Origin of the sequence: Delftia sp. WY8 (genome assembly GCF_018437695.1) — a bacterium.
GTDB lineage: Bacteria > Pseudomonadota > Gammaproteobacteria > Burkholderiales > Burkholderiaceae_C > Comamonas > Comamonas tsuruhatensis.
Window position 1 is genome coordinate 2,769,730 of record NZ_CP049795.1, and the last position, 23,465, is coordinate 2,793,194.

Here is a 23,465-nt window from a genome sequence, read left to right on the forward strand (position 1 = left end):
AAATTGCCAATCCCCTTCAATGGCCTGCCCCAGGAATAAAAAGGCGCCTTGCTTCCACAAGGCGCCTTTCTTTACATCCCAGTGAATGATCACTGCATCTGCTTCAGATTCCCAATCCGCACCAGCATTTCCGTGAACATCTGCATGTCGGCGCGCAGGTCGGGCAGTTCCTTGTATTCGAGCGCGTTGTGCGCCGTGTACTTCTTGCCGGGCATGGCGGGGCCGAAGTTGATGGCGTTGGGCATGAGCTTGGCCGTGGTGCTGCCGGCCGTGGGCACGGGCTTGGCGTCCAGGCCCGTGGTGTCGCCGAAGATGTTGAGCAGGGTGGACAGCCAGGCGCCCTTGGGGTCGCGCGCCATCCAGTTGCCCTGGGTGTACTGCAGGGTGAGGGGAACCTTGGCGGCCTCGCTCCAGCGGGTGATGCGCTGCTCGACTTCGGTGCGCAGCTGCTCGGGCGTCTTGCCGCGCGGCATGCGCACGTTGGTGGTGACTTCGAGCTTGCCGTCGGCCGCCTTGATGAGGTTGGGCGACAGGGTCAGCGGGCCCATGAAGTCGTCTGCATAGGCAACGCCCAGCTGCTTGCCGAAGTAGTCGAGGCCGAAGGCGCCGTTGATGTAGCGCAGGGCGTTGCTGTAGGCATTGGGCTGGACCAGGGCCACGCCATCGGTGGGCATGAGCACCTGCTGCAGGAACAGCGTCAGGCGCGGCACGGGGTTGACGCCTTCCTCAGGGCGCGAGCCGTGGGCCGAGGTGCCCGTGACCTTGACGGTGGCCGTCGCGCCGCTGTGCTGTATGTCGATGGTGAACGGTCCGCCCTGCCCGGCATAACTGGTGGTGAAGTCACCCTTGGCCGCCTGCAGGCGCGCGGCGATGGCGGCAATGGCGGCTTCGTCGCTGGCCGTGATGGTGGCGGTGGCGGTCTGGGCAATGGCGTTGGCCGAGGCGGCGCCGGCCATGGCGGTGATGGCCGGGCGGGCGGGGTCGGTCTTCACGTCGTCGAACACGGCCTTGAGCGCGCCCGAGCCTTTTTCCGCGACGACGGCCGGGTACTTGCTGTCCAGCACGATGTTGTAGGCAGGCAGCGTGGTCTTGCCCTGGTAGTACTTCATGGCGTCGCCGCCGGTTTCCTCGGTGGTCTCGATCATGAGGCGTATGGCGCGCGACAGGGGCAGGCCGCTGTCCTTGACGGCCTTCATGGCGAATAGCACGGTGGCGATGGAGCCCTTGTCGTCGATGGTGCCGCGCCCGTACAGCTTGTCGCCCACGCGCGTGACCTTGAAGGGGTCGATGGCCTGGCCGTCCAGCACCCATTCGGCGGGGACGACGGGGACGACGTCGGCATGGGTGAGGATGCCGAATTCATCGGTGCCCGAGTTCGAGGCGCTCGCGGTGTTCGCAGGCAGGGTGACCTCGAAGATTCGGTTGTCCACGTTGCGGTACTGCAGGCCGAAATCCCTGGCCATCTGCTGCACCAGTTCGCCGAAAGCCAGGATGGCCGGGCTTTCGTGCGGCGGCACCTTGGCATCGCGCACCGTGGGCAGGGCCACCATGCGCTCGATGCTGGCCAGCACCGCCTGCTCCTGCGTCAGCCGCGTGTACAGGCCCAGCAGGCGGGCGATGTGGTTGAGTTCATCCCCCGTGAGCGCGGCGCCTGCGGCATGGCGCTGCACGGCCTGGGCGATGGCAGGCTGCGCGGCCGCGGCCTGCTTCAGGAAGCTGGCGAAGTCGGTAGGTGCCGGCTGCGCCTGGGCCAGCGCGTCCAGCGCGGGCTTCTTGAGGGTGTCGGCGCCGGCCGCGCCGCTCCACGCCAGGGCCATGCTCATGGCAAGGGCCAGGGTGGAGGCTTTGAACGGATGGTTCTTCATGGTCGTCGGTCTGTCGATGAATGCTGAGGCCGCAAGAATACGGTCTTTGCAGGCATGTTCCGACCAGGCCGCGCTCGCAGATCGCGCCAGAATCCGCCCCAGAACAGCAGGTCTGCGGCGCGCTATGCCGCGGTGGCCGGAGCTATCGACAGCGGAATGGTCACGGGCCCGTCGTTGAGCAGGTGCACCTGCATGTCGGCCCCGAAGCGGCCCGTGGCGACTTCCGGGTGCAGGGCGCGCGCCCGCTGCACGATGTAGTCGTACAGGCGCTCGCCCTCGGCCGGTGGCGCGGCGCGCGTGAAGCTGGGGCGGTTGCCGCCGCCGGTGTCGGCCGCCAGCGTGAACTGGCTGACGATGAGCAGGCCGCCGCAGGCGCCCTGCCCGTCCAGGTCCTGCACGCTGCGGTTCATCTTGCCCGCGTCGTCGGCAAAGATGCGCAGCTTGAGCATCTTTGCCAGCAGCTTGTCGGCCTCGGCCTCGGTGTCGCCGCGCTCTGCGCAGACCAGGGCCAGCAGGCCGGGGCCTATGCTGCCGGCGACCTGGCCGTCGATTTCCACGCGGGCCTGTTTCACGCGCTGCAGGATGCTGATCATTGTTCGGGGTTCGGGTTCTTGTCGGTGGATGGGGAAGGAGTGTCCGCCTGGCCTGCCGCCTCGATGGCGGCTTCCATGGCGGTCTGCATGCCCAGGGGCAGCAGCTCGATGCGCGCATACAGGCCGGGCACGGCCTGCAGCAGTTCGGCCTCGATCTCGGTGCGCAGCCGGGCGGCGCGGGCCACGCTCCAGTCGCCGGGCACATGCATGTGCAGGTCGGCAAAGCTGCGCTCGCCGGCACGCCGGCTGGAGATGTTGTCGAAGACCACGCCATGCTCGCGGTGCGCGTGGCGGTCCAGCACGGTGTCGATGCGCAGGCGCTCGGGCGCGTCCAGCGCCTGGTCCATCAGGCCCTGGGACGACTGCCAGACCAGTTGCGCGCCCTGCACGCAGATGTTGATCGCAACCCCTATGGCCACGGCCGCGTCCAGCCAAAGCCAGCCTGTGAACGCTGCGCCCATCAGGCCGATGACGACGCCGGCCGAGGTCCAGACATCGGTGAGCAGATGGCGGGCATCGCCCTCCAGCGCCATGGAGCGGTGCTGGCGCGCCGAGCGCAGCATGGCCACGGCCAGCAGCCCGTTGAGGGCGGAGCTGACCACGGACAGCGCCAGGCCCCAGCCCAATTGCTCCAGCGGCTGCGGGTTCCACAGCCGCGCCAGCGCCGCCCAGGCGATGGCCAGGCTGGCGCCGATGACCAGGATGCCCTCGAAGCCCGCAGAGAAGTACTCGGCCTTGTGGTGCCCATAGGGATGGTCGGTGTCCGCCGGCCGCTTGGCGATGGTGACCATGGTCAGCGCGAACACGGCGCCGGCCAGGTTGACGAAGGATTCGAGCGCATCCGACAGCAGGCCCACCGAACCCGTGAGCCACCAGGCCAGGGTCTTGAGCACGATGGTCAGCAGGGCCACGGCCACCGAGATGCGCAGCAGGCTGTGCGGCGCCATCCAGCCGGCCGCGGAAGCGGGGGCGGTAGCGTTGGCAGTAGAGGGAGTGGGTTCGGCCATGCTGCGCTGCGGTACGTGGGGGGGTGCTTCGGATTAGACCACCGCGTGCCCACCGCGTGCGCGAGCCGCATGACAGAATCCGCGCCATGAATGGATGGCAGCGAGCAGCGGGGTGGGTGCTGGCCTGGGCCCTGGCCGCAGGCTGTGGCGCGGCCTGGCTGGCGCATGGGCGCCTGCAGTCGCTGCGCGAGGTCTTCGACACCGATGCCCGCATCGCCCACCGGCTGCTGAGCCAGCGCATGGTGCAGCACGACGCCGTTCTGGGCACGCTGGCCCTGCTGCAGCCGCGCCAACCCGCATCCGGCCAGGCCTCATGGAAGCAGTTGCCGCGCCTGTATCCCCAGGTGCTGGATGTGGCGCGCCGCGCGGCCACCGCAGGCCAGCCCTGGCCCGAGACCTGGCCGCCCGGCATGGCCGAGGCCGAGCGCCGCTCCCAGGCCAGCGGCCAGGCCGAACTGGCCCTGGCCGACCTGGTCCGGGGCCGGCTGTACCTGGTGCAGGCCGGGCTGCCGGCCAGCTACGCGCTGCTGCTGGACCTGCGCGCCACGATTCCCGCCGACGAGTGGCCGCTGCCGCCCGCCACCAGCCCGGTGCGCGCATGGCTGGCCCTGGGCGGGCAGGAATTCGTGATCCAGCCGGGCCGAGCCGCCGCGCACGGCTGGAACACATGGTCGTGGGAGGTGAGCAAGACCCTGGCCTCGCCCAGCCAGCCTCTGGTGCTGCACCTGCGCCAGCCGCTGGACGCCACGGTGCTGCCCTGGACGGCCATGCTGGGCTGGGCCCTGGGCTGCGCGCTGGCGGTGGGCGCGCTGCGCACCCTGCTGCGCCAGCGCGTGGCCCGCCGCCGCGCCGAGCAATTGCTGCAGCTGGGCCAGGTGGCGCGGCTCAATACGCTGGGCGAACTGGCGGCCGGCATGGCGCATGAGCTGAACCAGCCGCTGACGGCCGTGCTGTCCAACAGCCAGGCCGCGCGCCGCCTGCTGGCCGAGGACCCGCCCGAGATGGACGCCGCACGCCAGGCCATGGGGCAGGCTGCCGAGCAGGCCAAGCGCGCATCGGCCGTGGTGGGCAGGCTGCGCCGCCTGGTGGAGCGGCCGGGGCTGGCGCCCCAGGCCGAGCCGCTGGATCTGGGCCAGGCCGTTGCCGAGGCGCTGTATCTGCTGGAGCCCGAGCTGCGGCGCCGCCAGGTTCAGGTCATGGTGCAGGCCGCCGATCTGCCCGCCGCCCAGGCCGACCCCGTGGCGGTGCAGCAGATACTGCACAACCTGCTGGTCAATGCACTGCAGGCCATGGACGAGCAGCCGCCCGCAGCCCGCCATCTGCGGGTGGAGCTGGCACGCCGCGACAGCCGCCTGATGGTGGCCGTGCACGACAGCGGCCCCGGCGTGGCGCCCGAGATGCGCCAGCGCCTGTTCACCCCGTTTGCCACGGGCCGCGCCCAGGGCCTGGGACTGGGCCTGACGCTCAGCCAGAGCCTGGCCGAATCCATGGGCGGCAGCCTGGAGCTGGCCGCATCCGCCGCCACCCCGCCGCAAGGCGGAGCGCGCTTCGAGCTGCTGCTGCCTGCGGCCCATGGCCCGGCACCTGCCGCACCCAACGCCCCTAAGGAACCACTGACCCCATGACTGCCGCGCCCGCCCAAGACCTGTCCCCGCTGATCCATCTGGTCGATGACGACGAGGCCGTGCGCGACAGCCTGGCCCTGCTGATCGGCACCGTGGGCCTGCGCGTGCAGTGCTGGGCCGATCCGCTGGCCTTTCTCGACGGGCTGGACCGCCAGGGCATAGGCGCCATCGTGCTGGACGTGCGCATGCCCGGCATCGGCGGGCTGGCCCTGCTGGGCCGGCTGATGGAGCAGGGTGTGGACCAGCCCGTGATCATGCTCACCGGACATGGCACGGTGGACATGTGCCGGCGCGCCTTCAAGGCCGGCGCGGCCGAGTTCCTGGAAAAGCCCGTGGACGACGAGGTGCTGATCGATGCGCTGCAAAGCGCCGTGCGCCAGCATGTGCAGTCGCGCGAACGCCAGCAGGCCGACCGCGATGCCCAGCAGCGCTTTGCGCAGCTTTCCGCGCGCGAACGCGAGGTGCTGGGGCTGATCGTGCAGGGGCTGACCAACAAGGAGATAGGCCGCAGCCTGGAGCTGTCGCCCCGCACGGTGGAGACGCACCGCGCCAACCTGTTCGCCAAGCTGGATGCGCCCAGCCTGGCGCAGCTCATACGCCGCTACGCCAGCCTGGCCGATCCGGCGGCAGGCGCCTGAAGCTCCACCGCCGCGCCCAGCGCGCCTGGCTTCTCCGTATTTCTACGCAGCGGCGCGCGTAACCGTCCGAATGGTGCGCGGCGACGGCATTTTCTACAGTGCATGCATGCCGTCCGGGCTTGTGTCCCGGGCCGTCCTGACCCCCAAGGAGAAGACCATGCAACGCCGCACCACCAAGCTCGCCACCCTCGCCGCCCTGACCCTGGGCCTGATCGCCACCGCCGCCCAGGCCGATGCCGTGCGCACGGAAAAGAACATGTCGCTGGAGCTGGCCAACCAGATCGCCGCACGCAGCGTGGCCGCCTGCGCCGCCGACGGCCATGCCGTCACCGCCACCGTGGTGGACCGCGCCGGCACCGTGCGCGCCGTGCAGCGTGCCGACAACGCGGGCCCCCACACGCTGGAGGCCAGCCGCCTGAAGGCCTACACGGCCGCATCGGCCAAGAACAGCACGCTGGCCATCATGGAGGGCGCGCAGAAGAACCCCGGCGCCGCCAACCTGGTGAATATTCCCGGCTACCTGCTGCTGGGCGGTGGCCTGCCGGTGAAGGTGGGCAACGAGGTGATCGGCGCCGTGGGCATCGGCGGCGCGCCTGGCGGCCACCTGGACGACAAATGCGCCCAGGCCGCGCTGGGCCAGGTGCAGGAACTGCTCAAGTAAGGCGCCCGCAAGGGCTACCACACTGCGCCGCACCGCGCCCGGCCGCGCCTGCCCTTGATGCGGCGCTGCAAAAAAAAGACAGGCCGCCACGGCGGCCCCTGATGCCCGACAGCCGCACGCGCCCCCACGCGTCAGCGGCCGCTCACCCTCGCACAAGAGCGCTATCAAAATCTCTGCGATTCCGCTATAAATCCCCAGCGAGGGGGACGCATGCCAGAGAACATCGATGCGCAAGACACGGGGCCCGATGATGCGCTGTTGCGGCTGATAGCAGACACGGCTCCGGCCATGCTGGCCTATTTCGATGCGCGCACGCTGCGCTGCCGCTTCGCCAACATCAACTACGCACGCAATTTCGGCTTGACGCCCGCCGAGGCCGTGGGCAAGACCGTGCGCGAGATCGTGGGCGAGGCCGTGTGGCAGCTCATCGCGCCGCAGGTGGAGCGCGGCCTGCGCGGCGAGCATGTGCGCTACGAGCGCGAAGTGCCCCAGCCGGACGGCCCGCCGCGCCATATCGAGTCGCTGCTGATGCCGCACTTCGAGCAGGGCCGGCTGCAGGGCGCCGTGGTGCAGATCACCGACGTGAGCCACCACCACCATGTGGCGCAGAAGGTGCGTGACAGCGAAGAGCGCATGCGCAAGTTCACCGAGGTCACGACCGAGGCCATCGTCATGCACCGCGACGGCCTCATCATCGACGGCAACGAGGCCCTGTCCCGCCTGGCCGGCTACACGCTGGACGAGCTGATCGGCCGCCCCATCCTCGACTACATCTGCCCGGAATTCCGCCTCTACGCGCTGCAGTACATGCGCAGCGGCCGCGAGGACCGTTTCGATGGCGCCCTCCAGCACAAGGACGGCCACCGCATTCCCGTGGAGATCGAGGCCAAGACCATGCCGGCCGGGGGCAGGCCCTACCGCATCGTGCTGGTGCGCGACATCACGCTGCGCCAGCTGGCCCAGGAGCGCATGGACTTCCTGGCCCAGCACGACCAGCTGACTCAGCTGCCCAACCGGGTGCGCCTGATCCAGATGCTGCGCCAGGCGCTGTCGCTGGCCTCGGTCAAGCAGCGCACGCTGGCCGTGCTCCTCATCGACCTGGACCATTTCAAGACCATCAACGACTCGCTGGGCCACCAGGCCGGCGACCTGCTGCTGTGCGAGGTCGCCCAGCGCCTGCGCGGCAGCGTGCGCGCCCATGATCTGGTGGCGCGCGTGGGCGGCGACGAATTCGTGGTCGTGCTCACCGATGATCCCGATCCGCAGGAGACCGAGACCCAGGCCAGGCACCTGCAACGCATCATCGAGGCACCCTGCACCATCGACGGCACGCCGCTGGTGGTCTCGCCATGCATGGGCATCGCCATGTACCCGGGCGACGGAAAAAGCGCCGAGGAACTGCTCAATCGCGCCGAAAGCGCCACGCACACGGCCAAGGACAGCGGCCGGCGCAACCTGCAGTTCTACGCACCCGCCCACGGCGGCCAGGCCACCCAGATGCTGATGCAGGAGCAGCAACTGCGCGGCGCGCTGGAGCGCGGCGAGTTCGAGCTGCACTACCAGCCCCAGACCTTCACGGCCGATGGCCGGCTGGCGGGCTTCGAGGCCCTGGTACGCTGGCGCCACCCGCAGCGCGGCCTGGTGCTGCCCGGCGAGTTCATCGGCTTTGCCGAGGCGCGCGGCCTGATCTCGGCCATAGACCACTGGGTGCTGCGCGAGGCCTGCCGCCAGGCTCGCCAGTGGCAGGACGAGGGGCTGCGGCCCGTACCCCTGTCCGTGAATGTCTCCGCGCTGGAATTTCGCCAGCGCAACATGGCGCGCGAGGTGGCCCTGGTGCTGGAGGAAACCGGCCTGGAAGCGCGCTGGCTGCACATCGAGCTGACAGAGTCCACGCTGATGCACACCAGCGGCCAGGTGCAGGACACCTTGCAGGCGCTGCAGGCCCTGGGCGTGGGCCTGGCCATCGACGACTTCGGCACCGGCTATTCCTCGCTGGCCTATCTGCGCCGCCACCCCATCAACCAGCTCAAGATAGACCGGTCCTTCATCGCCGACGTGCCCGATAGCGAGGACGACACGGCCATCGTCACCGCCATCGTGCAGATGGGCCACAGCCTGCATCTGGACATCGTCGCTGAAGGCGTGGAAACACCTGCCCAATTGGAGCTTTTGCGCGACCTGGGCTGCGGCATGATGCAGGGGTACCTTGTGGCGCCGCCCATGCCGGCCGACAGAGCGCGCGCCTGGCAGTTGCACAACAGTCATCCAGTCCAACGACAATAGCCCATGGTTTCGCTTCACAACCCCTCGCAGGCCTCACGGGCCGCAGCCACCTTGCACACCGACCCCCAGCGGGCCCTGGAGCATGTACAGCAGATCTACCGGGAGCAGATAGAGCACCTGCGCACGAACATGCAGCGCTTCGTCTCCGGTGAAACCCCGGCCGCCCCCGTCCACGCCTACTACCCCTTCGTGCGCATGCATACGGCCACCGTGTCACGCGCGGACACGCAGCTGGCCTACGGCTTTGTCGAGGGGCCGGGCACGCACGAGGCCACGCTCACGCGGCCCGACCTGTTCTCGCGCTACTACGCCGAGCAGTTCCGCCTGCTGATCAAGAGCCACGGCGTGCCGCTGGAAGTGGGCCTGAGCGACAAGCCCATCCCCATCCACTTCTCGTTTGCCGAGAACGACCACATCGAAGGCACGCTGTCGCGCGAGCGCCGGCAGCTGATGCGCGATGTGTTCGACCTGCCCGACCTCGAGGCCATGGACGACGGCATCGCCAACGGCACCTGGCGCCCCCAGCCGGGCGAGGCCCTGCCGCTGTCGCTGTTCACGGCCCCGCGCGTGGACTATTCGCTGCACCGGCTGCGCCACTACACGGGCACCCAGCCGGAGTGGTTCCAGAACTTCGTGCTGTTCACCAACTACCAGTTCTACATCGACGAGTTCATCCGCCTGGGCCACGCCGAGATGGCCCGGGAGGACAGCGAGTACGTGGCCTTCATCGAGCCCGGCAACGTGGTCACGCGCCGCACCGGCCTGCCGGCCCAGCCCAATGACGAGCTGGGCACGCCGCCGCCGCGCCTGCCGCAGATGCCGGCCTACCACCTGGTGCGCGCCGACCACAGCGGCATCACCATGGTCAACATCGGCGTGGGGCCGGCCAATGCCAAGACCATCACCGACCACATTGCCGTGCTGCGCCCGCACGCCTGGATGATGCTGGGCCACTGCGCGGGCCTGCGCAACAGCCAGCAGCTGGGCGACTACGTGCTGGCCCACGCCTATGTGCGCGAGGACCATGTGCTGGACGAGGAGCTGCCGCTGTGGGTGCCCATTCCCGCGCTGGCCGAGATCCAGCTGGCCCTGCAGCAGGCCGTGGCCGACGTCACGCAGATGGACGGGCCCGACCTCAAGCGCATCATGCGTACCGGCACCGTGGCCAGCACCGACAACCGCAACTGGGAGCTGCTGCCCAACAACCTGCCCCAGTTGCGCTTCAGCCAGAGCCGCGCCGTGGCGCTGGACATGGAAAGCGCCACCATCGCGGCCAACGGCTTCCGCTTCCGCGTGCCCTATGGAACGCTGCTGTGCGTGTCCGACAAGCCGCTGCACGGCGAGATCAAGCTGCCCGGCATGGCCAACCACTTCTACCGCGAGCGCGTGGACCAGCATCTGCGCATCGGCATGCGCGCCATCGACATCCTGCGCGAGGGCGGCACCCAGCGCCTGCACAGCCGCAAGCTGCGCAGCTTCGCGGAGGTGGCGTTCCAGTAGCGCGGCCACCTTCTTCCAAGGACCCCGCTTCGCACCGCCATCCAGGGACGCACATGCCATCCACGCTGCCCACCCTGGATTTTTTCTCCATGACCTCGGTCGTGGCCCTCAACATGATGGCCATGTCGGCCGCCCTGCCGCTGGCCATGGGGCGGCGCGTCAGCGGTGCCGCGCGCCATGCCCAGCATTTCTTCCTGATCCAGGCCGGTGCCTGGATCTTCATCCTCATCGCCAGCCGCCTGCCGCAAGGCCTGCTCTCGCGCGAACTGCTGTCGCTGGGCGCAGCAGCCTGCGCGGCATCGGCACAGTGGCAGATGGCGCGCGCCTTGCGCGAATGGCTGGGGCCCCGGCCGCCCTGGCTGGAACGCGGCCTGATCGCGCTGTGCTTTCTGGGGCCGCTGGGCTTCACCCTGCTGCTGCCCCACTTGTCCTTGCGCACCGGCTGGTTCAGCGCCGCCCACGGACTGAGCCTGCTGGCGCTGGCCGGCCTGTGCCTGGAGCCACGCCGCCCCGTGGCACGCAGCTGGCGCTATCTGATGTGCGGCGTGGCCGTCTTCATGGGGCTGGTACTTCTGGTGCGCAGCTACCTGGCCCTGGCCACGCCCTTCCTGCCCAGCTTCACGGCCGACAGCGGCGCCAACCAGATATTCGCCCTGCTGGTCACGCTGAGCAGCACGCTGCTGATGGTGGCCGTGCTGGTGGCCTGGCGCGACGAGACCAACCAGCAGCTGCGCGACATGGCCTTGCAGGACATGCTCACCGGCCTGCCCAACCGCCGCGCCCTGCTGGAGCGCGCCCCCGCCATGCTGGCGCATGCCCAGCGCCACCGGCAGGCCCTGGCCCTGGTGATGCTGGACCTGGACCACTTCAAGCATGTCAACGACGAATACGGCCATGCCATGGGCGACCGTACGCTGTGCCTCTTCGCCCGCCTGCTGCAGCAGCAATTGCGCAGTGACGAAATCGCTGCGCGCTGGGGCGGCGAGGAGTTCTGCCTGCTGCTCTACACCACGGACGACGGTGTGGATACCCTGTGCACCCGGCTGCAGTCCGCGCTGCTGCAGGCCTCGACGCAGACGCTGGGCTTCGAAATCCGCTTCAGTGCCGGCTGCGCCCACGCGCCCCAGGTCTGGGACGGCCTGCGCCTGGAAATGCTGCTGCCCGCCGCCGATGCCGCCCTCTACGCTGCCAAGCGCCGCGGGCGTGACTGCTGGACGCAGGTGCGGCTGAGCCCACCGCAGCAGCAGGCCTGCGCCGATGCGCCTGCTGTATCGGAGACGTCGGAGACGCCGGATGCGCCGGCCAGGCCCGCACTGGCCGCCAAGCCTGCGCGCTAGCCCCGGACCCCAGGAAAACGCTCCATGCCCGCGCTCTTCGACGCCCTGAACCTGCGCAAGCGCTACGGCGACACCACGGTGGTCGATGACCTGTCCTTTTCCATCGCTCCCGGCGAATGCCTGGGCGTGATCGGCCCCAATGGCGCGGGCAAGACCACCACGCTGCGCATCTGCCTGGGCCTGACGGCACCCGATGCGGGCCATGTTCTCTACCACCCCGAAGACGGCTCGCCGCCGCTGCACATGCCTGCCGATGCACTGGCCATCAAGGCGCGGCTGGGCGTGGTCTCGCAGAACGACACGCTGGACCCCGACTTCAGCTGCGCGGAAAACCTGGGCGTCTACGCGCGCTACTTCGGACTGGGTACGGCGCAGATGCGTGACCGCATACCGCAGCTGCTGGACTTCGCGGCGCTGTCGCACAAGGCCGCGGCCAGGCCGGGCGAGTTGTCCGGCGGCATGAAACGGCGCCTGTCCCTGGCGCGCGCCCTGGTCAACGACCCGCGCCTGCTGCTGCTGGACGAACCCACCACGGGCCTGGACCCGCAGGCACGCCACCTGATCTGGGAGCGTCTGCAGTGGCTGCTGCAGCAGGGCAAGGCCATCTTGCTGACCACGCATTTCATGGACGAGGCCGAGCGCCTGTGCTCCCGGCTGCTGGTGCTGGACCATGGCCGCAAGATCGCCGAAGGCCGCCCGCGCGAACTCATCGCCGAGCACCTGGAGCCCGAAGTGGTCGAGGCCTACGGCAACGGCGCCCTGGGCCTGGCGCATGACGCGGCACTGCGCCCCCTGGCCGGGCGCACCGAGGTCAGTGGCGACACCGTCTTCTTCTATACGCACGACGCGCGCCCGCTGCTGCAGGCGCTGGCCGCGCACAGCCACCTGCGCACCCTGCACCGCCCGGCCAACCTGGAGGACCTGTTCCTCAAGCTCACCGGCCGACAGATCAGAACCGACGGCTGAACCACCATGACCGAACCCGCATCGGACACCCCCAGCATCTGGCGCCCGCCCGACCTGTCGCTGCGCTGGTGGCCGGTGTTCCTGCGCAACCTGCTGGTGTGGCGCAAGCTGGCCCTGCCCAGCCTGATCGGCAACATCGCCGAGCCGCTGATGTGGCTGGTGGCCTTCGGCTACGGCATGGGCGCCTTGGTGGGCGAGGTCACCGTGGGCACCACGGGCCGGCAGGTGCCCTACATCCTGTTCCTGGCCAGCGGCTCCATCTGCATGAGCGCCATGAATGCCGCCAGCTTCGAGGCGCTGTACTCGGCCTTCTCGCGCATGCATGTGCAAAAGACCTGGGACGGCATCATGAATGCGCCCATCAGCCTGGACAGCGTGCTGCTGGCCGAGATGCTCTGGGCCGCCTTCAAGGCGCTGTTCACGGTCACCGCCATCCTGGGCGTGATGCTGGCGCTGGGCATCAGCCACTCGCCCAGGCTGCTGGTGGCCTGGCCCGTGCTGCTGTGCGTGGGCATCATGTTCTCCAGCATCGCGCTGATCTTCAACGCCCTGGCCAAGGGCTATGACTTCTTCACCTACTACTTCACCCTGGTGCTCACGCCCATGATGTTCCTGTCCGGCGTGTTCTTCCCGCGCGAGCAGCTGCCCGAGGCCGTGCGCCTGGCCTCGGACTGGCTGCCGCTGACCAATGCCGTGGAGCTGGTGCGCCCGCTGTTCATGGACGAGTGGCCGGCCCACCCGCTGCGCCACGGCCTGGTGCTGGCCGCCACCACGGTGGCGGCCTACTGGTTTGCGCTGGCGATGACGCGCAGGCGCTTCAGGGCCTGAGATCCGGCCGTTCTTCAGCGCGCTGCGGCGCGGATCATGTCCACCGCCTTCTCCGCGATCATCACCGTGGGCGCATTGGTGTTGCCGCTGACGATGCGCGGCATGACCGAGGCATCGACCACGCGCAGGCCCTTGATGCCGTAGACGCGCAGCTGCGCATCGACCACGTCCATGGGCCCCGGCCCCATGCGGCAGCTGCCCACGGGGTGGTAGATGGTGTCGGCATGGCTGCGGATGAAGGCCTCGATGCCCGCATCGTCCTGCGCGCCGGCCGAGGCCGGCATCTCGCGCCCGCCCAGGGCCGCCAGCGCCGGCTGGGCCAGGATCTCGCGGGCGCAGCGCACGCCGTTCACCATGCGCCGCAGGTCCTGCGCGTCGGAGAAAAAGGCCGGATCCACCAGCGGCAGGGCCAGCGGGTCGGCACTGGCCAGGCGCAGGCTGCCCCGGCTGGCCGGCTGCAGCACGCAGACATGCAGGGAATAGCCGTGGCCCCAGACCGTCTTGCGCCCATGGTCCACCAGCTTGGCCACCACGAAGTGCAGCTGCAGGTCGGGCGCAGCCTCGCCAGGGCTGCTGCGGATGAAGCCGCCCGCCTCGGCAAAGTTGGTGGTCAGCATGCCGCGCCGCTGGCTGCGCCATTGGCCCACGGCGGCCAGCAATCTGCGTGCGCCCCCCAGGGACAGGCCGAAGCTGTCGGTCAGCTGCGCGCCATCGACCACCAGCACCACATCCGGGTGGTCATGCAGATGGGCGCCCACGCCGGGCAGGTGGTGGACCACATCGATGCCCAGCGAACGCAGGTGATCGCCCGGCCCCACGCCAGACAGCATCAGCAGTTGCGGCGACAGCAGCGCGCCGCCGCTGAGCAGCACCTCGCGCCGGCAGTGCAGTTGCTGCACCGTACCGCCCTGCAGGTACTCCACGCCCACGGCGCGCCGGCCCTCGAACAGAATGCGCAGCACCTGGGCACCCGTTTCCACGCGCAGATTGGGCCTGGCACGGTGCGGCGCCAGATAGGCCTTGGCGACGTGGTGGCGCTCGCCGTTGCGCTGGGTGACCTGGTACAGGCCCACGCCCTCCTGCGCCTGGCCGTTGAAATCCGCGTTGTGCGCATGGCCGGCCTGCACGCCCGCCTGCACGAAGGCCCGGGACAGCGGGTTGGGATCGCGCAGCTCGGCCACGTTCAGCGGCCCGCCCGTGCCGTGCCAGGCGTCGGCGCCGCGTTCGTTGTGTTCGGCGCGCAGGAAATAGGGCAGCACCTCGCTCCAGCTCCAGCCCGGGTTGCCCTGGGCGGCCCAGTGGTCGTAGTCGGCCGGCTGGCCGCGCACATAGACCATGGCGTTGACCGCGCTGGAGCCGCCCAGCACCTTGCCGCGCGGCTGGTGGCCACGCCGCCCGCCCAGGCCCGGCTGGGGCACGGTGGACAGGCCCCAGCTGTGGCGCCCGCCCTTGGCCATGGCGGCCATGCCTGCCGGACAGTGGATGAGCACGCTGGAGTCGGGGGGCCCGGCCTCCAGCAGCGCCACCTGCGTCTCGGCATCCTCGCTGAGCCGCCCGGCCAGCACCGAGCCCGCCGAGCCGCCTCCGATCACGATGTAGTCCAGCATGCCTCCCCCTCCCCTGCGGTGTAGCCATCCACTGTTGCAGTCGCCTGCGCGGCGCCGCAAGCCGGGGCAAACCCGGTGGATGCTCCGAATCCCGCTACGATCGCTGGATCGCATTCACGTTCGCATTCACTTTGTTCGTTTGAGGAGACTGACAGTCATGGCAATTCAAACCGTAGGCATCATCGGCGCAGGCACCATGGGCAACGGCATCGCGCAGGCCTGCGCGGTATCGGGCATCGACGTGGTCATGGTGGACATCTCCGATGCCGCCGTCCAGAAGGGCGTGGCCACCGTCTCGGGCAGCCTGGACCGCCTGATCAAGAAGGAAAAGCTGACCGAGGCCGACAAGGCCGCCGCCCTGGCCCGCATCAAGACATCGACCGACTACGCGGCGCTCAAGGGCGCGCAACTGGTCATCGAGGCCGCCACCGAGAACTACGAGCTCAAGGTCAAGATCCTCAAGCAGCTGGACGCCCTGCTGGATGCCGACGTCATCGTCGCCACCAACACCTCGTCCATCTCCATCACCCAGCTGGCCGCCGTGACGGGCCGTGCCGACAAGTTCATCGGCATGCACTTCTTCAACCCCGTGCCCATGATGGCGCTGGTGGAGATCATCGTCGGCCTGCAGACCAGCGACGAGACGCACGCCACGGTCAAGGAACTGTCCGAGCGCCTGGGCAAGAGCCCCATCACCGTGAAGAACGCCCCCGGCTTCGTGGTCAACCGCATCCTGGTGCCCATGATCAACGAGGCCTTCTTCGTGCTCGCCGAAGGCCTGGCATCGGCCGAGGATATCGACGCCGGCATGAAGCTGGGCTGCAACCAGCCCATCGGCCCGCTGGCCCTGGCCGACATGATCGGCCTGGACGTGTGCCTGGCCGTGATGGAGGTCTACCTCAAGGAATTCGGCGACAGCAAGTACCGTCCCTGCCCCCTGCTCAAGGAAATGGTGGCCGCCGGCCGCCTGGGCCGCAAGACGGGCCGCGGCGTGTACAGCTACTGATACACCGCCCCCAAGGCCAAGCGAAGGCGAAGGCAGCTCAGGCTGGCCTTCGCCTTTTGTTTTGGTGGCCGCGCGCTACTTGGTTTTGCGCACCAGCGCCAGCATGTCCTCGATGACGATGTGACGTATCGACCTGAGCATTCTCAGGTGGGCACTTCTTGTGGAATGGTCCATTGCAGAGTCGGCAGGCTGGTGGAGCTGGCCAGCCTCGAATTCTGCGATCAACGTATCGGCCTGCGGAGCCAGCATGCCAAGCATCCTGTCGAGCACACGTCCGCTTGTGCTCTGGGTCAGGCCCAAGGCCGTACCTGCGGCCAGCAGCTTTCCGTAGGTCACGTCGGCAAAGAAGGCCGCACCCGCAAGCGGAACCGTCAGCCGCTCCTGTGGCCATACCGCATGTTCATCGGCGTAAGCCCGCGTGTGATAGACGGCGGTGCTCAGGAGATCGTAGAACGGCGCCAGCCTGACGCCGCCCCGGTCCACCAGGAACGACAGATTCTTCAGATGACTGTCGCTGTTGCCCACCAGGGTGTTGAACAGCAGCCACTGATAGATGCCCATCCGGGCTTGCGCCTTTTCGCGGCAGCGGTCCATCAACGACGCCAGTGTCTGGATGCTGGCTCCTTGATATTTGAAAGTCCGGGCCAGGTCGAGCAGTTGGCAGGCATCCACCACATGCAGTCGCAGCCACTCTTGGGACGCTTCATCAAACACGCGGTCAAAGCGGTTGATGACATAGGCCGGCTCGGGCGTGTACAGCAGGTGTACCGGCGGCACATCAAGCCCCAGGCGCCCGGCAAGCTTCATGGTGAAGGCCTCGTTGACGGTCGAGTGCGGATAGCCTTCGGCCGTGGAGTCCGGCTTGAGGATATGGCTGGAAGCCGTCCCTTGGAAGGGTTCCTACAGGCGAGCGGTTTTCTCGTCGTACAGCACCACCATTTTGTGCTGCGCTCCAGCCAGGGACATGCGCTTGGGTGATCCGGCATGCAAGGATGTGCGCGGCAAGTTCCTGAGTCTTAGTGACAGTTCGCCGAACTCCAGCCTCCTTGCGCCGCGCTCGGCTGCACCCGCCCCAGGCGGCAGCAGGACCAGGGATCCGGCCGATTCCGCGCCAAGGGCCTGCAACAGGCCGAAGGCATCGTGCTCATTCACCTCCAGCTCTTTGCTGATCGCACTGCGCAGTGCTTCCTCGGGCAGCAGGTTGTCGAAGAACCATTGGACGCTGCGGTGCGTAGATCCGTCGATGTGCCTGCGCTTTGCCAAGGAAATGCCGGGCGCCAATGGGAAAGCGCGAGGGTCGCCCATCCACTCCTCCTCATAGGCAAAGCCCCAGACATCCCTGTTTTCGACCAGCTTTCCGGCAAGCCGGCCGTTGATGAATACGTCCAGGATGCGTGCGGTCACGGCCTGTTCTTTTCGAAGGCGGTGCGGAAGAACGCATCGTCCGAGTCGCGGGCACCGGGCTCCTCCCTGACTTCAGCGGCTGGCCCTCCGTCCGGTGCGCCCTGGCGCGTTCGGTACTCGTGGGAACCATGGGACTCAGGTGGCAGCCTGGCCTGGCGGCGCTGCAGATAGGCCTGCTCGGTTCCCTCGGGAAGGTCGATGAGCACCTCGATTCCCAGTTCGGACAGCAGTTGCAGCACGCGCCCAAACTGGACCGTGGGCTTGCCGCGCTCCACGTCCCGCACAAAGACATGGCTCACGCCTGCGGCGCCTGCTGCATCGTCCTGGCGCAAGCGCCGCGCCTTGCGAACGGCCCATACCGCGTCACCGAGTGCATCCACAGAGTCGATGGAGATCTTCATGGCTTCAATGAAATCGAAAGCATGGTTTCGATCTTATCGATCGGCAATGGCGCTGGCAATGAATCGAAACGAACTTATCGATTTTCATCGATCAGCTTCCCAAACCTCAGAAAACGAAAGCATTGCTTAGATATTCATTTCGTTTTCAACCGTCCTCTGCGCGACTGCACCCATCCCTGGCCTGCTCTAAGGTCCATGCGCAGGAGACACGCATGGACATCAACACCCCCACCCCGCCGCCCGAAGGCTGCATCAGCTGCGAAGTGCGCGGCCATGTGCTGCTGATCGGCATCAACCGTCCCGCCAAGCGCAACGGCTGGACGCCCCCCATGTTCCAGCAGCTGGCCGAGGCCTATACCCGGCTGGACGACGACCCGCAATTGCGCGTGGGCGTGCTGCATGCGTTCGGCAGCCATTTCACGGCGGGGCTGGACCTGCCGGTGATGGCGGAGTACCTGCGCTCGGGCAGGAAGGCCATCCCGCAAGGCCTGGTGGAGCCGCACGACTACGGCCTGGTCGGCTACCGGCGCCGCGCCAAGCCCATGGTGGTGGCGGTCAAGGGCATTTGCTTCACGGTGGGCATCGAGCTGATGCTGGGCGCCGACATCGTGGTCGCGGCCGACGACTGCCGCTTTTCCCAGCTGGAGGTGCAGCGCTGCATCATGCCCACGGGCGGCGCCACGCTGCGCATGGCCGAACGTGCGGGCGTGGGCAATGCCATGCTGCACCTGCTGACGGCCGACGAATTCGACAGCGCCGAGGCCTATCGCCTGAACTTCGTGCAGAAGGTGGTGCCGGCCGGCGAGGAGCTGGCCGAGGCGCTGCGCATTGCCGAGCGCATTGCCGCCCAGGCCCCGCAGGCCGTGGTGGCCACGCGGCTCAATGTGCTCAAGGCCATCGAGCTGGGCCAGGCCGCCGCCGTGGCCGACTTCATTCCCGTGCAGCAGCGCCTGGCCAGCAGCGAGGATGCGGCCGAGGGCGTGCGCTCCTTCATCGAGAAACGCCCCGCTCGCTTCACGGGCCGATAGGCCCCCTCGGTCCCTCGACCCCTGCGGATCTTCACCTTCCGATCCGAAGGGGTTTTTCAAATTAAGTTGTGCACAATTTAATTGACAGCAATAATTAAACCCATGCCCAGCAGCCACCCCCTTCCTCTCGACAGCTCCGAACTTCTGCGCCTGGACAACCAGGTCTGCTTCGCGCTGTACTCGGCATCGCTGGCCATGACCAAGCTGTACAAGCCCCTGCTCGATGGCATCGGCCTGACCTATCCGCAGTACCTGGTGATGCTGGTGCTGTGGGAGCGCGACGGCCTGACCGTGTCCGAGATCGGCGAACAGCTGTATCTGGATTCGGGCACGCTGACCCCGTTGCTCAAGCGCCTGGAAGGCGCGGGCCTGCTGGAGCGGGTGCGCGATGCGCAGGACGAAAGGCGCGTGCGCATCACGCTCACGCCGCAAGGCCGGGCGCTGCGCGATGCGGCTGAAAAGATTCCCGCCTGCGTGCTGCAGAGCACGCAGTGCACGCTGCCCGAGTTGCAGGCGCTGACGCAGCGACTGGGCGCACTGCGCCAGCGGCTGGTGCCGCGCCGCAGCGATTGACGACCACCCACAGACGATTTCCTCCACCCGTCCGCACCGCCGGACAACTTTGCAAAAGGAAGACACCATGGCCCAGCTCGAAAAAGTCCTCTACACCGCACGTGCCCACACCACCGGCGGCCGCGACGGCGCCTCGCGCACCGATGACGGACGCCTGGATGTGACCCTGTCCTCGCCAGGCACCAGCGGCACGGGCACCAACCCCGAGCAACTGTTCGCCGCCGGCTACTCGGCCTGCTTCATCGGCGCCATCAAGGCCGTGGCCGGCAAGCAGAAGATCAGCCTGCCGCAGGACCTGGCCATCGACGCCGAAGTGGACCTGGGCACCATCCCCAACGCCTACGGCATCGCCGCGCGCCTGAAGGTCAGCCTGCCCGGCATGGACAGGGCCGCCGCCCAGGCCCTGGTGGACGCGGCCCACCAGGTCTGCCCCTACTCCAACGCCACGCGCGGCAACATCGACGTGCAGATCACCCTGGCCTGATCAGGCCCAGTCCGGCCTCTGCAGCCAGTGCAGCCTGCGGCCCAGGAGGTCGTAGCGGGCGTGACAGGTCAACGGCCCGTGCAGCACATCGGCTGCATAGCTGACCAGCGCGATCTCGCCCACGGCGGCCTGCCAGTGCTCCTGCATTGGCAGGCCGCTCATCCATTGCAGCACCTGGTCACGGGGCCAGGCAGCGCTCCAGGCGCCCAGCGTCACATGGGGCACGTAGGGGCGCATCGCCTCGGTCAGCGCCAGCCCTGGCCCTGTCTGCGCGAGCACGCCATGCAGTCCTTGCAGCGTGCAGCCGTCCGGCCTGTCGTCGCGCACCTGAAGGTAGGGCGCCATCTCGAAACTTCCCCAGCCACCGAACTCCAGCTGCAGCGGCGCGGCCGGCAGGTGCTGCAGCGCGAGCAGGTTGCGCGACAGTTGCGCCGCGCCGTAGGCCTGCGGCAGTTGCGCACCGCCATCCAGAAAGCCCGCGGTGGCCAGGGTCACGTGCAGTTGCCGCTGGCAGTGCGGGACCAGCGCCGCGCCCAGCCAGCGGCGTGCCTGCGCACAGGCGGCTTGCACGGCGTCGCGCACAGGCGGGGCCAGCGCCTGCATCGTCACCACCCAGACCGCATAGCGGCCACGGCCGAGGTGCCAGGCGCTCCAGTCGTCGGATGGCCCGGCCGCACTGGCGATGGCATGGGATTGCAGGAAGTGGGGCAGCAGCGGCACGGCGGGCGGATCGGCGTTGTCGGGCGGACGCAAAGCTTAAGCCAGCCCGGCGACAATCGCCCCATGTCTGCCACACCATACGATCCTGATCTGAGTGCCGTCCCCGATGCCGGTTCGCACGCCTATGCCCGGCTCACGCCCGACGCCGTGCTCGACGCACTGGCCTCGGTCGGCCTGTGGGGCGATGGCCGGCTCACGGCCCTGGCCTCCTACGAAAACCGCGTCTACCAGGCCGTGCTGGAGGACGGCGAACGCGTGGTGCTGAAGTTCTACCGCCCGGGCCGCTGGAGCCGCGATCAGATCCTGGAGGAGCACGCCTTCAGCGCCGAGCTGACGGCCGCCGAAGTGCCTGCCGTGCCCCCGCTGGTGCTGGCAGGTGCCACGCTGCACAGCTACGCGGGCTTTGATTTCTCGGTCAGCCCCTGGCGCGGTGGCCGCCCGCCCGAGCTGGACGATTTCGAGGTGCTGGAGTGGACCGGGCGCTTCCTGGCCCGCATCCACACCGTGGGCGAAGCCCGCCCGTTTGTGCACCGGCCCGCGCTGGATCTGGCCACCTTCGGCCACGACTCCATGCAATGGCTGCTGGACCGGAAAATGATTCCGCTGGAGGTGGAATCCACCTGGAAAGCCGCCTGCCAGCGCGCCCTTGAGCTGATGGCACCCGCTGCCGACGGCCTGAGCGCAGCCGGCCACTTCGGCCTGCACAGCGCGCGCACGCTGCGCCTGCACGGCGACTGCCATCCCGGCAACGTGCTGTGGACGCCGCTGGACGACGAAGGCCATGGCGGCCCGCACTTCGTGGACCTGGACGATGCGCGCACGGGCCCGGCCGTGCAGGACCTGTGGATGCTGCTGTCGGGCGACCGCAGCCAGCGCACGCGCCAGCTGGGGGCCCTGCTGGATGGCTATGAACAGTTCCGCCCCTTCGACCGCCGCGAGCTGGCCCTGATCGAGCCGCTGCGCACGCTGCGCCTCATCCACTACAGCGCCTGGCTGGCGCGGCGCCAGGACGACCCGATCTTTGCCATCAACTTCCCCTGGTTCGGCACGCCCGACTACTGGCGCGGGCAGGTGGACATGCTCAACGAGCAGATCGAGGCGATGCAGGAAGAGCCTCTATACGCCTGAGGCCACCGGGCCGCCTGCCTGCCGAAGACAGAGATCTTTACAAATTGTCCAGACCCCCTGCGCCCTATCCAGGGCTGCGGGTTCCGGGGTATTCTCGGCCCGAAATCCCACCGGCCATGCCCTACTCCGCCTTCCCCCCTACGCTGCCCAACCCGCTACAGCCCTTGCCTGCCGGGCAGAAGGTGCTTGTGGTGGACGACGTCCCGGACAACGCCGCCATCATCTGCCAGGTGATCAAGGATCTGTGCAGCGTGCTCATGGCCCACACGGGCGAGGACGCGCTGACCCTGGCCCGCCAGTACCTGCCCGACCTCATCCTGCTGGACATCCGCATGCCCGAGATGGACGGCTTCGAGGTCTGCCGGCGCCTGAAGGCGGACCTGGAAACCGCCCACATCCCCGTCATCTTTCTCACGGCGCTGACCGAGCCCCATTGCGAGGAACTGGGACTGAACCTGGGCGCGGTGGATTTCGTGACCAAGCCCTTTCGCCCGCCCGTGCTCAAGGCGCGTGTGCGCACGCATCTGGAGATTGCACAGCAGCGCAAGATGCTGCAGCTGCTCTCGCACAGCGACGGGCTGACGGGCACGGCCAACCGGCGCTTTTTCGGCGCCCAGCTGGAGCGCGAGTTCATGCGCCTGCAGCGGCTGGGCGAGCCGCTGTCGCTGGTGATGATCGATGTGGACCACTTCAAGGCCTACAACGACCACTACGGCCATCTGGTCGGCGATGAATGCCTGAGCCAGCTGTCCCAGGCCATACAGGGCGCGCTGCACCGGCCTGGCGACCTGCTGGCGCGCTATGGCGGCGAGGAATTCGTCTGCCTGCTGCCCCATACGGCGCTGGACGGCGCGGTGCTGGTTGCGCAGGGCATCGTCGATGCGCTCAGGGCGCTGGACCTGCCCCACGCCGCCTCGCCCCTGGGCCATGCGCTGACCGTCAGCCTGGGTGTGGCCAGCATGGCGCCTTCGCCCGACAACAGCGCCGACCAATTGCTGGCCGATGCCGACCGGCGCCTGTACCTCGCCAAGAACGCGGGCCGGGACCGTATCGTCTGGGCGGGGTGAACCGAAGCTCCCCCTGAGCGGCTGCCCTAGGCTGGGCCAGGCGCACCTTCCAGGGCGACGCATACGCTTAAGCGTTAGCAACGCCCGTCGACGCGGCAGGCCGGTACGACCTGACCGCTGGCGTCGCGCCATTGCAACTGGCTGGCGGGTGTCTGGGAGGGCGCTGCAGGTGCGGGCTCCTGCGGTGTTTGGGTGGCGGAGCGCTGCGGGTCGTGCAGCACGGTGGACGAGCCCACGCCCACACCCACCCGCGCGCCGCCCACGCCCGTGGAGGCGCCCACGCCGGCGCTGCCCAGGACCTGGCCGCTCTGGTTGACGCCCACGCCAACGCCCAGCGGCCCCACGCCCGTGCCGACGCCGGCGCTCAGCCCGCCGCTGCCCAGCCCGACGCCCACCGATACCGGGCCGACGGGAATGCCTATGCCCACGCCGCCGCCTACCGAGCCGCAACCGGCCAGCAGCAGCGCGCAGGCGGCAAGCGCGGCACCAGCCGCCTTGCGCAATGGCGGGCAGGTGATGAAGGCGGTGGGTGGAACTGGCATGCCGGACTCTCTGGACAAGGGAAAACACAGGGACGGCCACAGGGTACACCCGCCCGCCTGGCGCACGATGCCAGCGGTATGCCCGGGTGCATGCCAGGGGCTCGGAGGCGGCGAAACACCCAGGACACGCGGGTTTCTTAGAATTCACCCATTGGCCTGCGGGTCATTCCAGATTCCATGCGCTCCCGGACAGTGCCGCGGC

23 protein-coding genes are annotated in these 23,465 nt (G+C 68.5%); 14 read left to right on the forward strand and 9 right to left on the reverse strand.

From position 1 onward, the window contains the following. Positions 1-89 precede the first annotated feature (89 nt). From G4D77_RS12795 to G4D77_RS12805, 3 genes are all read right to left on the reverse strand, one after another. Positions 90-1,865, reverse strand: coding sequence for a dipeptidase (locus G4D77_RS12795; RefSeq protein ID WP_154835857.1), 1,776 nt, complete (start codon positions 1,863-1,865; stop codon positions 90-92). 122 nt (positions 1,866-1,987) lie between these two features. Continuing rightward, on the reverse strand, positions 1,988-2,458 hold the full coding sequence (gene dtd, locus G4D77_RS12800; protein WP_012203138.1) for a D-aminoacyl-tRNA deacylase: 471 nt from the start codon (positions 2,456-2,458) through the stop codon (positions 1,988-1,990). After that, positions 2,455-3,465 (reverse strand): cation diffusion facilitator family transporter, encoded by a 1,011-nt coding sequence (locus tag G4D77_RS12805; protein WP_047326242.1) that lies wholly within the window; start codon positions 3,463-3,465, stop codon positions 2,455-2,457. Before G4D77_RS12805 ends, dtd begins: the two co-directional genes overlap by 4 nt. 86 nt (positions 3,466-3,551) lie before the next feature. Here G4D77_RS12805 and G4D77_RS12810 point away from each other — a divergent pair, with 86 nt between their 5' ends. From G4D77_RS12810 to G4D77_RS12845, 8 genes are all read left to right on the forward strand, one after another. Beyond that, the gene (locus G4D77_RS12810; protein WP_213757966.1) at positions 3,552-5,090 is read left to right on the forward strand and encodes a sensor histidine kinase; all 1,539 of its coding nucleotides are present in this window, start codon (positions 3,552-3,554) and stop codon (positions 5,088-5,090) included. Next, positions 5,087-5,728: a response regulator transcription factor gene (locus tag G4D77_RS12815; protein ID WP_016446543.1), complete on the forward strand. Its 642-nt coding sequence runs from the start codon at positions 5,087-5,089 to the stop codon at positions 5,726-5,728. Before G4D77_RS12810 ends, G4D77_RS12815 begins: the two co-directional genes overlap by 4 nt. Positions 5,729-5,885: 157 nt before the next feature. Then, the gene (locus G4D77_RS12820; RefSeq protein WP_026062812.1) at positions 5,886-6,389 is read left to right on the forward strand and encodes a GlcG/HbpS family heme-binding protein; all 504 of its coding nucleotides are present in this window, start codon (positions 5,886-5,888) and stop codon (positions 6,387-6,389) included. Between the two features lie 210 nt (positions 6,390-6,599). Next, positions 6,600-8,672, forward strand: coding sequence for a putative bifunctional diguanylate cyclase/phosphodiesterase (locus G4D77_RS12825; protein ID WP_016446545.1), 2,073 nt, complete (start codon positions 6,600-6,602; stop codon positions 8,670-8,672). 3 nt (positions 8,673-8,675) lie between these two features. Beyond that, on the forward strand, positions 8,676-10,172 hold the full coding sequence (locus G4D77_RS12830) for an AMP nucleosidase (RefSeq protein WP_016446546.1): 1,497 nt from the start codon (positions 8,676-8,678) through the stop codon (positions 10,170-10,172). A 53-nt stretch (positions 10,173-10,225) separates the two neighbouring features. Further along, positions 10,226-11,509 (forward strand): GGDEF domain-containing protein, encoded by a 1,284-nt coding sequence (locus G4D77_RS12835; RefSeq protein WP_154835861.1) that lies wholly within the window; start codon positions 10,226-10,228, stop codon positions 11,507-11,509. A gap of 24 nt (positions 11,510-11,533) precedes the next feature. Beyond that, entirely contained in the window at positions 11,534-12,475 is a 942-nt protein-coding gene (locus G4D77_RS12840; protein WP_034366837.1) for an ATP-binding cassette domain-containing protein, read from the forward strand. A 6-nt stretch (positions 12,476-12,481) separates the two neighbouring features. Continuing rightward, positions 12,482-13,303 (forward strand): ABC transporter permease, encoded by an 822-nt coding sequence (locus tag G4D77_RS12845; RefSeq protein ID WP_016446549.1) that lies wholly within the window; start codon positions 12,482-12,484, stop codon positions 13,301-13,303. Positions 13,304-13,317: 14 nt separating this feature from the next. Here G4D77_RS12845 and G4D77_RS12850 read toward each other — a convergent pair whose 3' ends face one another. After that, positions 13,318-14,910 carry a GMC family oxidoreductase gene (locus tag G4D77_RS12850; RefSeq protein WP_154835863.1) on the reverse strand — a complete coding sequence of 531 codons (1,593 nt, stop codon included), beginning with the start codon at positions 14,908-14,910 and terminating at the stop codon, positions 13,318-13,320. A gap of 157 nt (positions 14,911-15,067) precedes the next feature. Here G4D77_RS12850 and G4D77_RS12855 point away from each other — a divergent pair, with 157 nt between their 5' ends. Next, complete coding sequence (locus G4D77_RS12855; RefSeq protein ID WP_016446551.1) at positions 15,068-15,916, forward strand: 3-hydroxybutyryl-CoA dehydrogenase; 849 nt, start codon at positions 15,068-15,070, stop codon at positions 15,914-15,916. Positions 15,917-15,991: 75 nt separating this feature from the next. On the opposite strand, the gene G4D77_RS30855 is transcribed toward G4D77_RS12855, so the two are convergent. Genes G4D77_RS30855 through G4D77_RS12865 form a run of 3 tightly spaced genes read right to left on the reverse strand, consistent with a single transcriptional unit; the run spans position 15,992 to position 17,721 of the window. Beyond that, a complete protein-coding gene (locus G4D77_RS30855; RefSeq protein ID WP_227741048.1) occupies positions 15,992-16,786 on the reverse strand; it encodes a HipA domain-containing protein in 795 nt (264 codons plus the stop codon). Positions 16,787-16,816: 30 nt separating this feature from the next. Beyond that, on the reverse strand, positions 16,817-17,320 hold the full coding sequence (locus G4D77_RS30860) for a HipA N-terminal domain-containing protein (RefSeq protein WP_227740851.1): 504 nt from the start codon (positions 17,318-17,320) through the stop codon (positions 16,817-16,819). Then, positions 17,317-17,721, reverse strand: a complete 405-nt coding sequence (locus tag G4D77_RS12865) for a helix-turn-helix domain-containing protein (RefSeq protein WP_016446553.1) — start codon at positions 17,719-17,721, stop codon at positions 17,317-17,319. The genes G4D77_RS30860 and G4D77_RS12865 overlap by 4 nt, the downstream gene beginning before the upstream one ends. A 212-nt stretch (positions 17,722-17,933) precedes the next feature. On the opposite strand from G4D77_RS12865, the gene G4D77_RS12870 reads away from it, so the two are divergent. The 3 genes from G4D77_RS12870 (at position 17,934) to G4D77_RS12880 (ending at position 19,806) form a co-directional block, all read left to right on the forward strand. Continuing rightward, on the forward strand, positions 17,934-18,749 hold the full coding sequence (locus tag G4D77_RS12870; RefSeq protein WP_047218472.1) for a crotonase/enoyl-CoA hydratase family protein: 816 nt from the start codon (positions 17,934-17,936) through the stop codon (positions 18,747-18,749). Positions 18,750-18,851: 102 nt separating this feature from the next. Beyond that, positions 18,852-19,322: a MarR family winged helix-turn-helix transcriptional regulator gene (locus tag G4D77_RS12875; protein WP_154835867.1), complete on the forward strand. Its 471-nt coding sequence runs from the start codon at positions 18,852-18,854 to the stop codon at positions 19,320-19,322. A gap of 67 nt (positions 19,323-19,389) precedes the next feature. After that, the gene (locus tag G4D77_RS12880) at positions 19,390-19,806 is read left to right on the forward strand and encodes an organic hydroperoxide resistance protein (RefSeq protein ID WP_016451896.1); all 417 of its coding nucleotides are present in this window, start codon (positions 19,390-19,392) and stop codon (positions 19,804-19,806) included. On the opposite strand, the gene G4D77_RS12885 is transcribed toward G4D77_RS12880, so the two are convergent. Then, positions 19,807-20,559, reverse strand: a complete 753-nt coding sequence (locus tag G4D77_RS12885) for a 2'-5' RNA ligase family protein (protein ID WP_154835869.1) — start codon at positions 20,557-20,559, stop codon at positions 19,807-19,809. It lies immediately after the preceding gene. Positions 20,560-20,589: 30 nt separating this feature from the next. On the opposite strand from G4D77_RS12885, the gene G4D77_RS12890 reads away from it, so the two are divergent. Together G4D77_RS12890 and G4D77_RS12895 are read left to right on the forward strand one after the other, a co-directional pair. After that, the gene (locus G4D77_RS12890; RefSeq protein ID WP_016446558.1) at positions 20,590-21,654 is read left to right on the forward strand and encodes a serine/threonine protein kinase; all 1,065 of its coding nucleotides are present in this window, start codon (positions 20,590-20,592) and stop codon (positions 21,652-21,654) included. A gap of 116 nt (positions 21,655-21,770) precedes the next feature. Then, the gene (locus tag G4D77_RS12895) at positions 21,771-22,721 is read left to right on the forward strand and encodes a diguanylate cyclase (RefSeq protein WP_016446559.1); all 951 of its coding nucleotides are present in this window, start codon (positions 21,771-21,773) and stop codon (positions 22,719-22,721) included. A gap of 74 nt (positions 22,722-22,795) precedes the next feature. Here the strand turns inward: G4D77_RS12895 and G4D77_RS12900 are convergent, their stop codons facing one another. Further along, complete coding sequence (locus tag G4D77_RS12900; RefSeq protein WP_043789314.1) at positions 22,796-23,263, reverse strand: hypothetical protein; 468 nt, start codon at positions 23,261-23,263, stop codon at positions 22,796-22,798. Positions 23,264-23,465 lie beyond the last annotated feature (202 nt).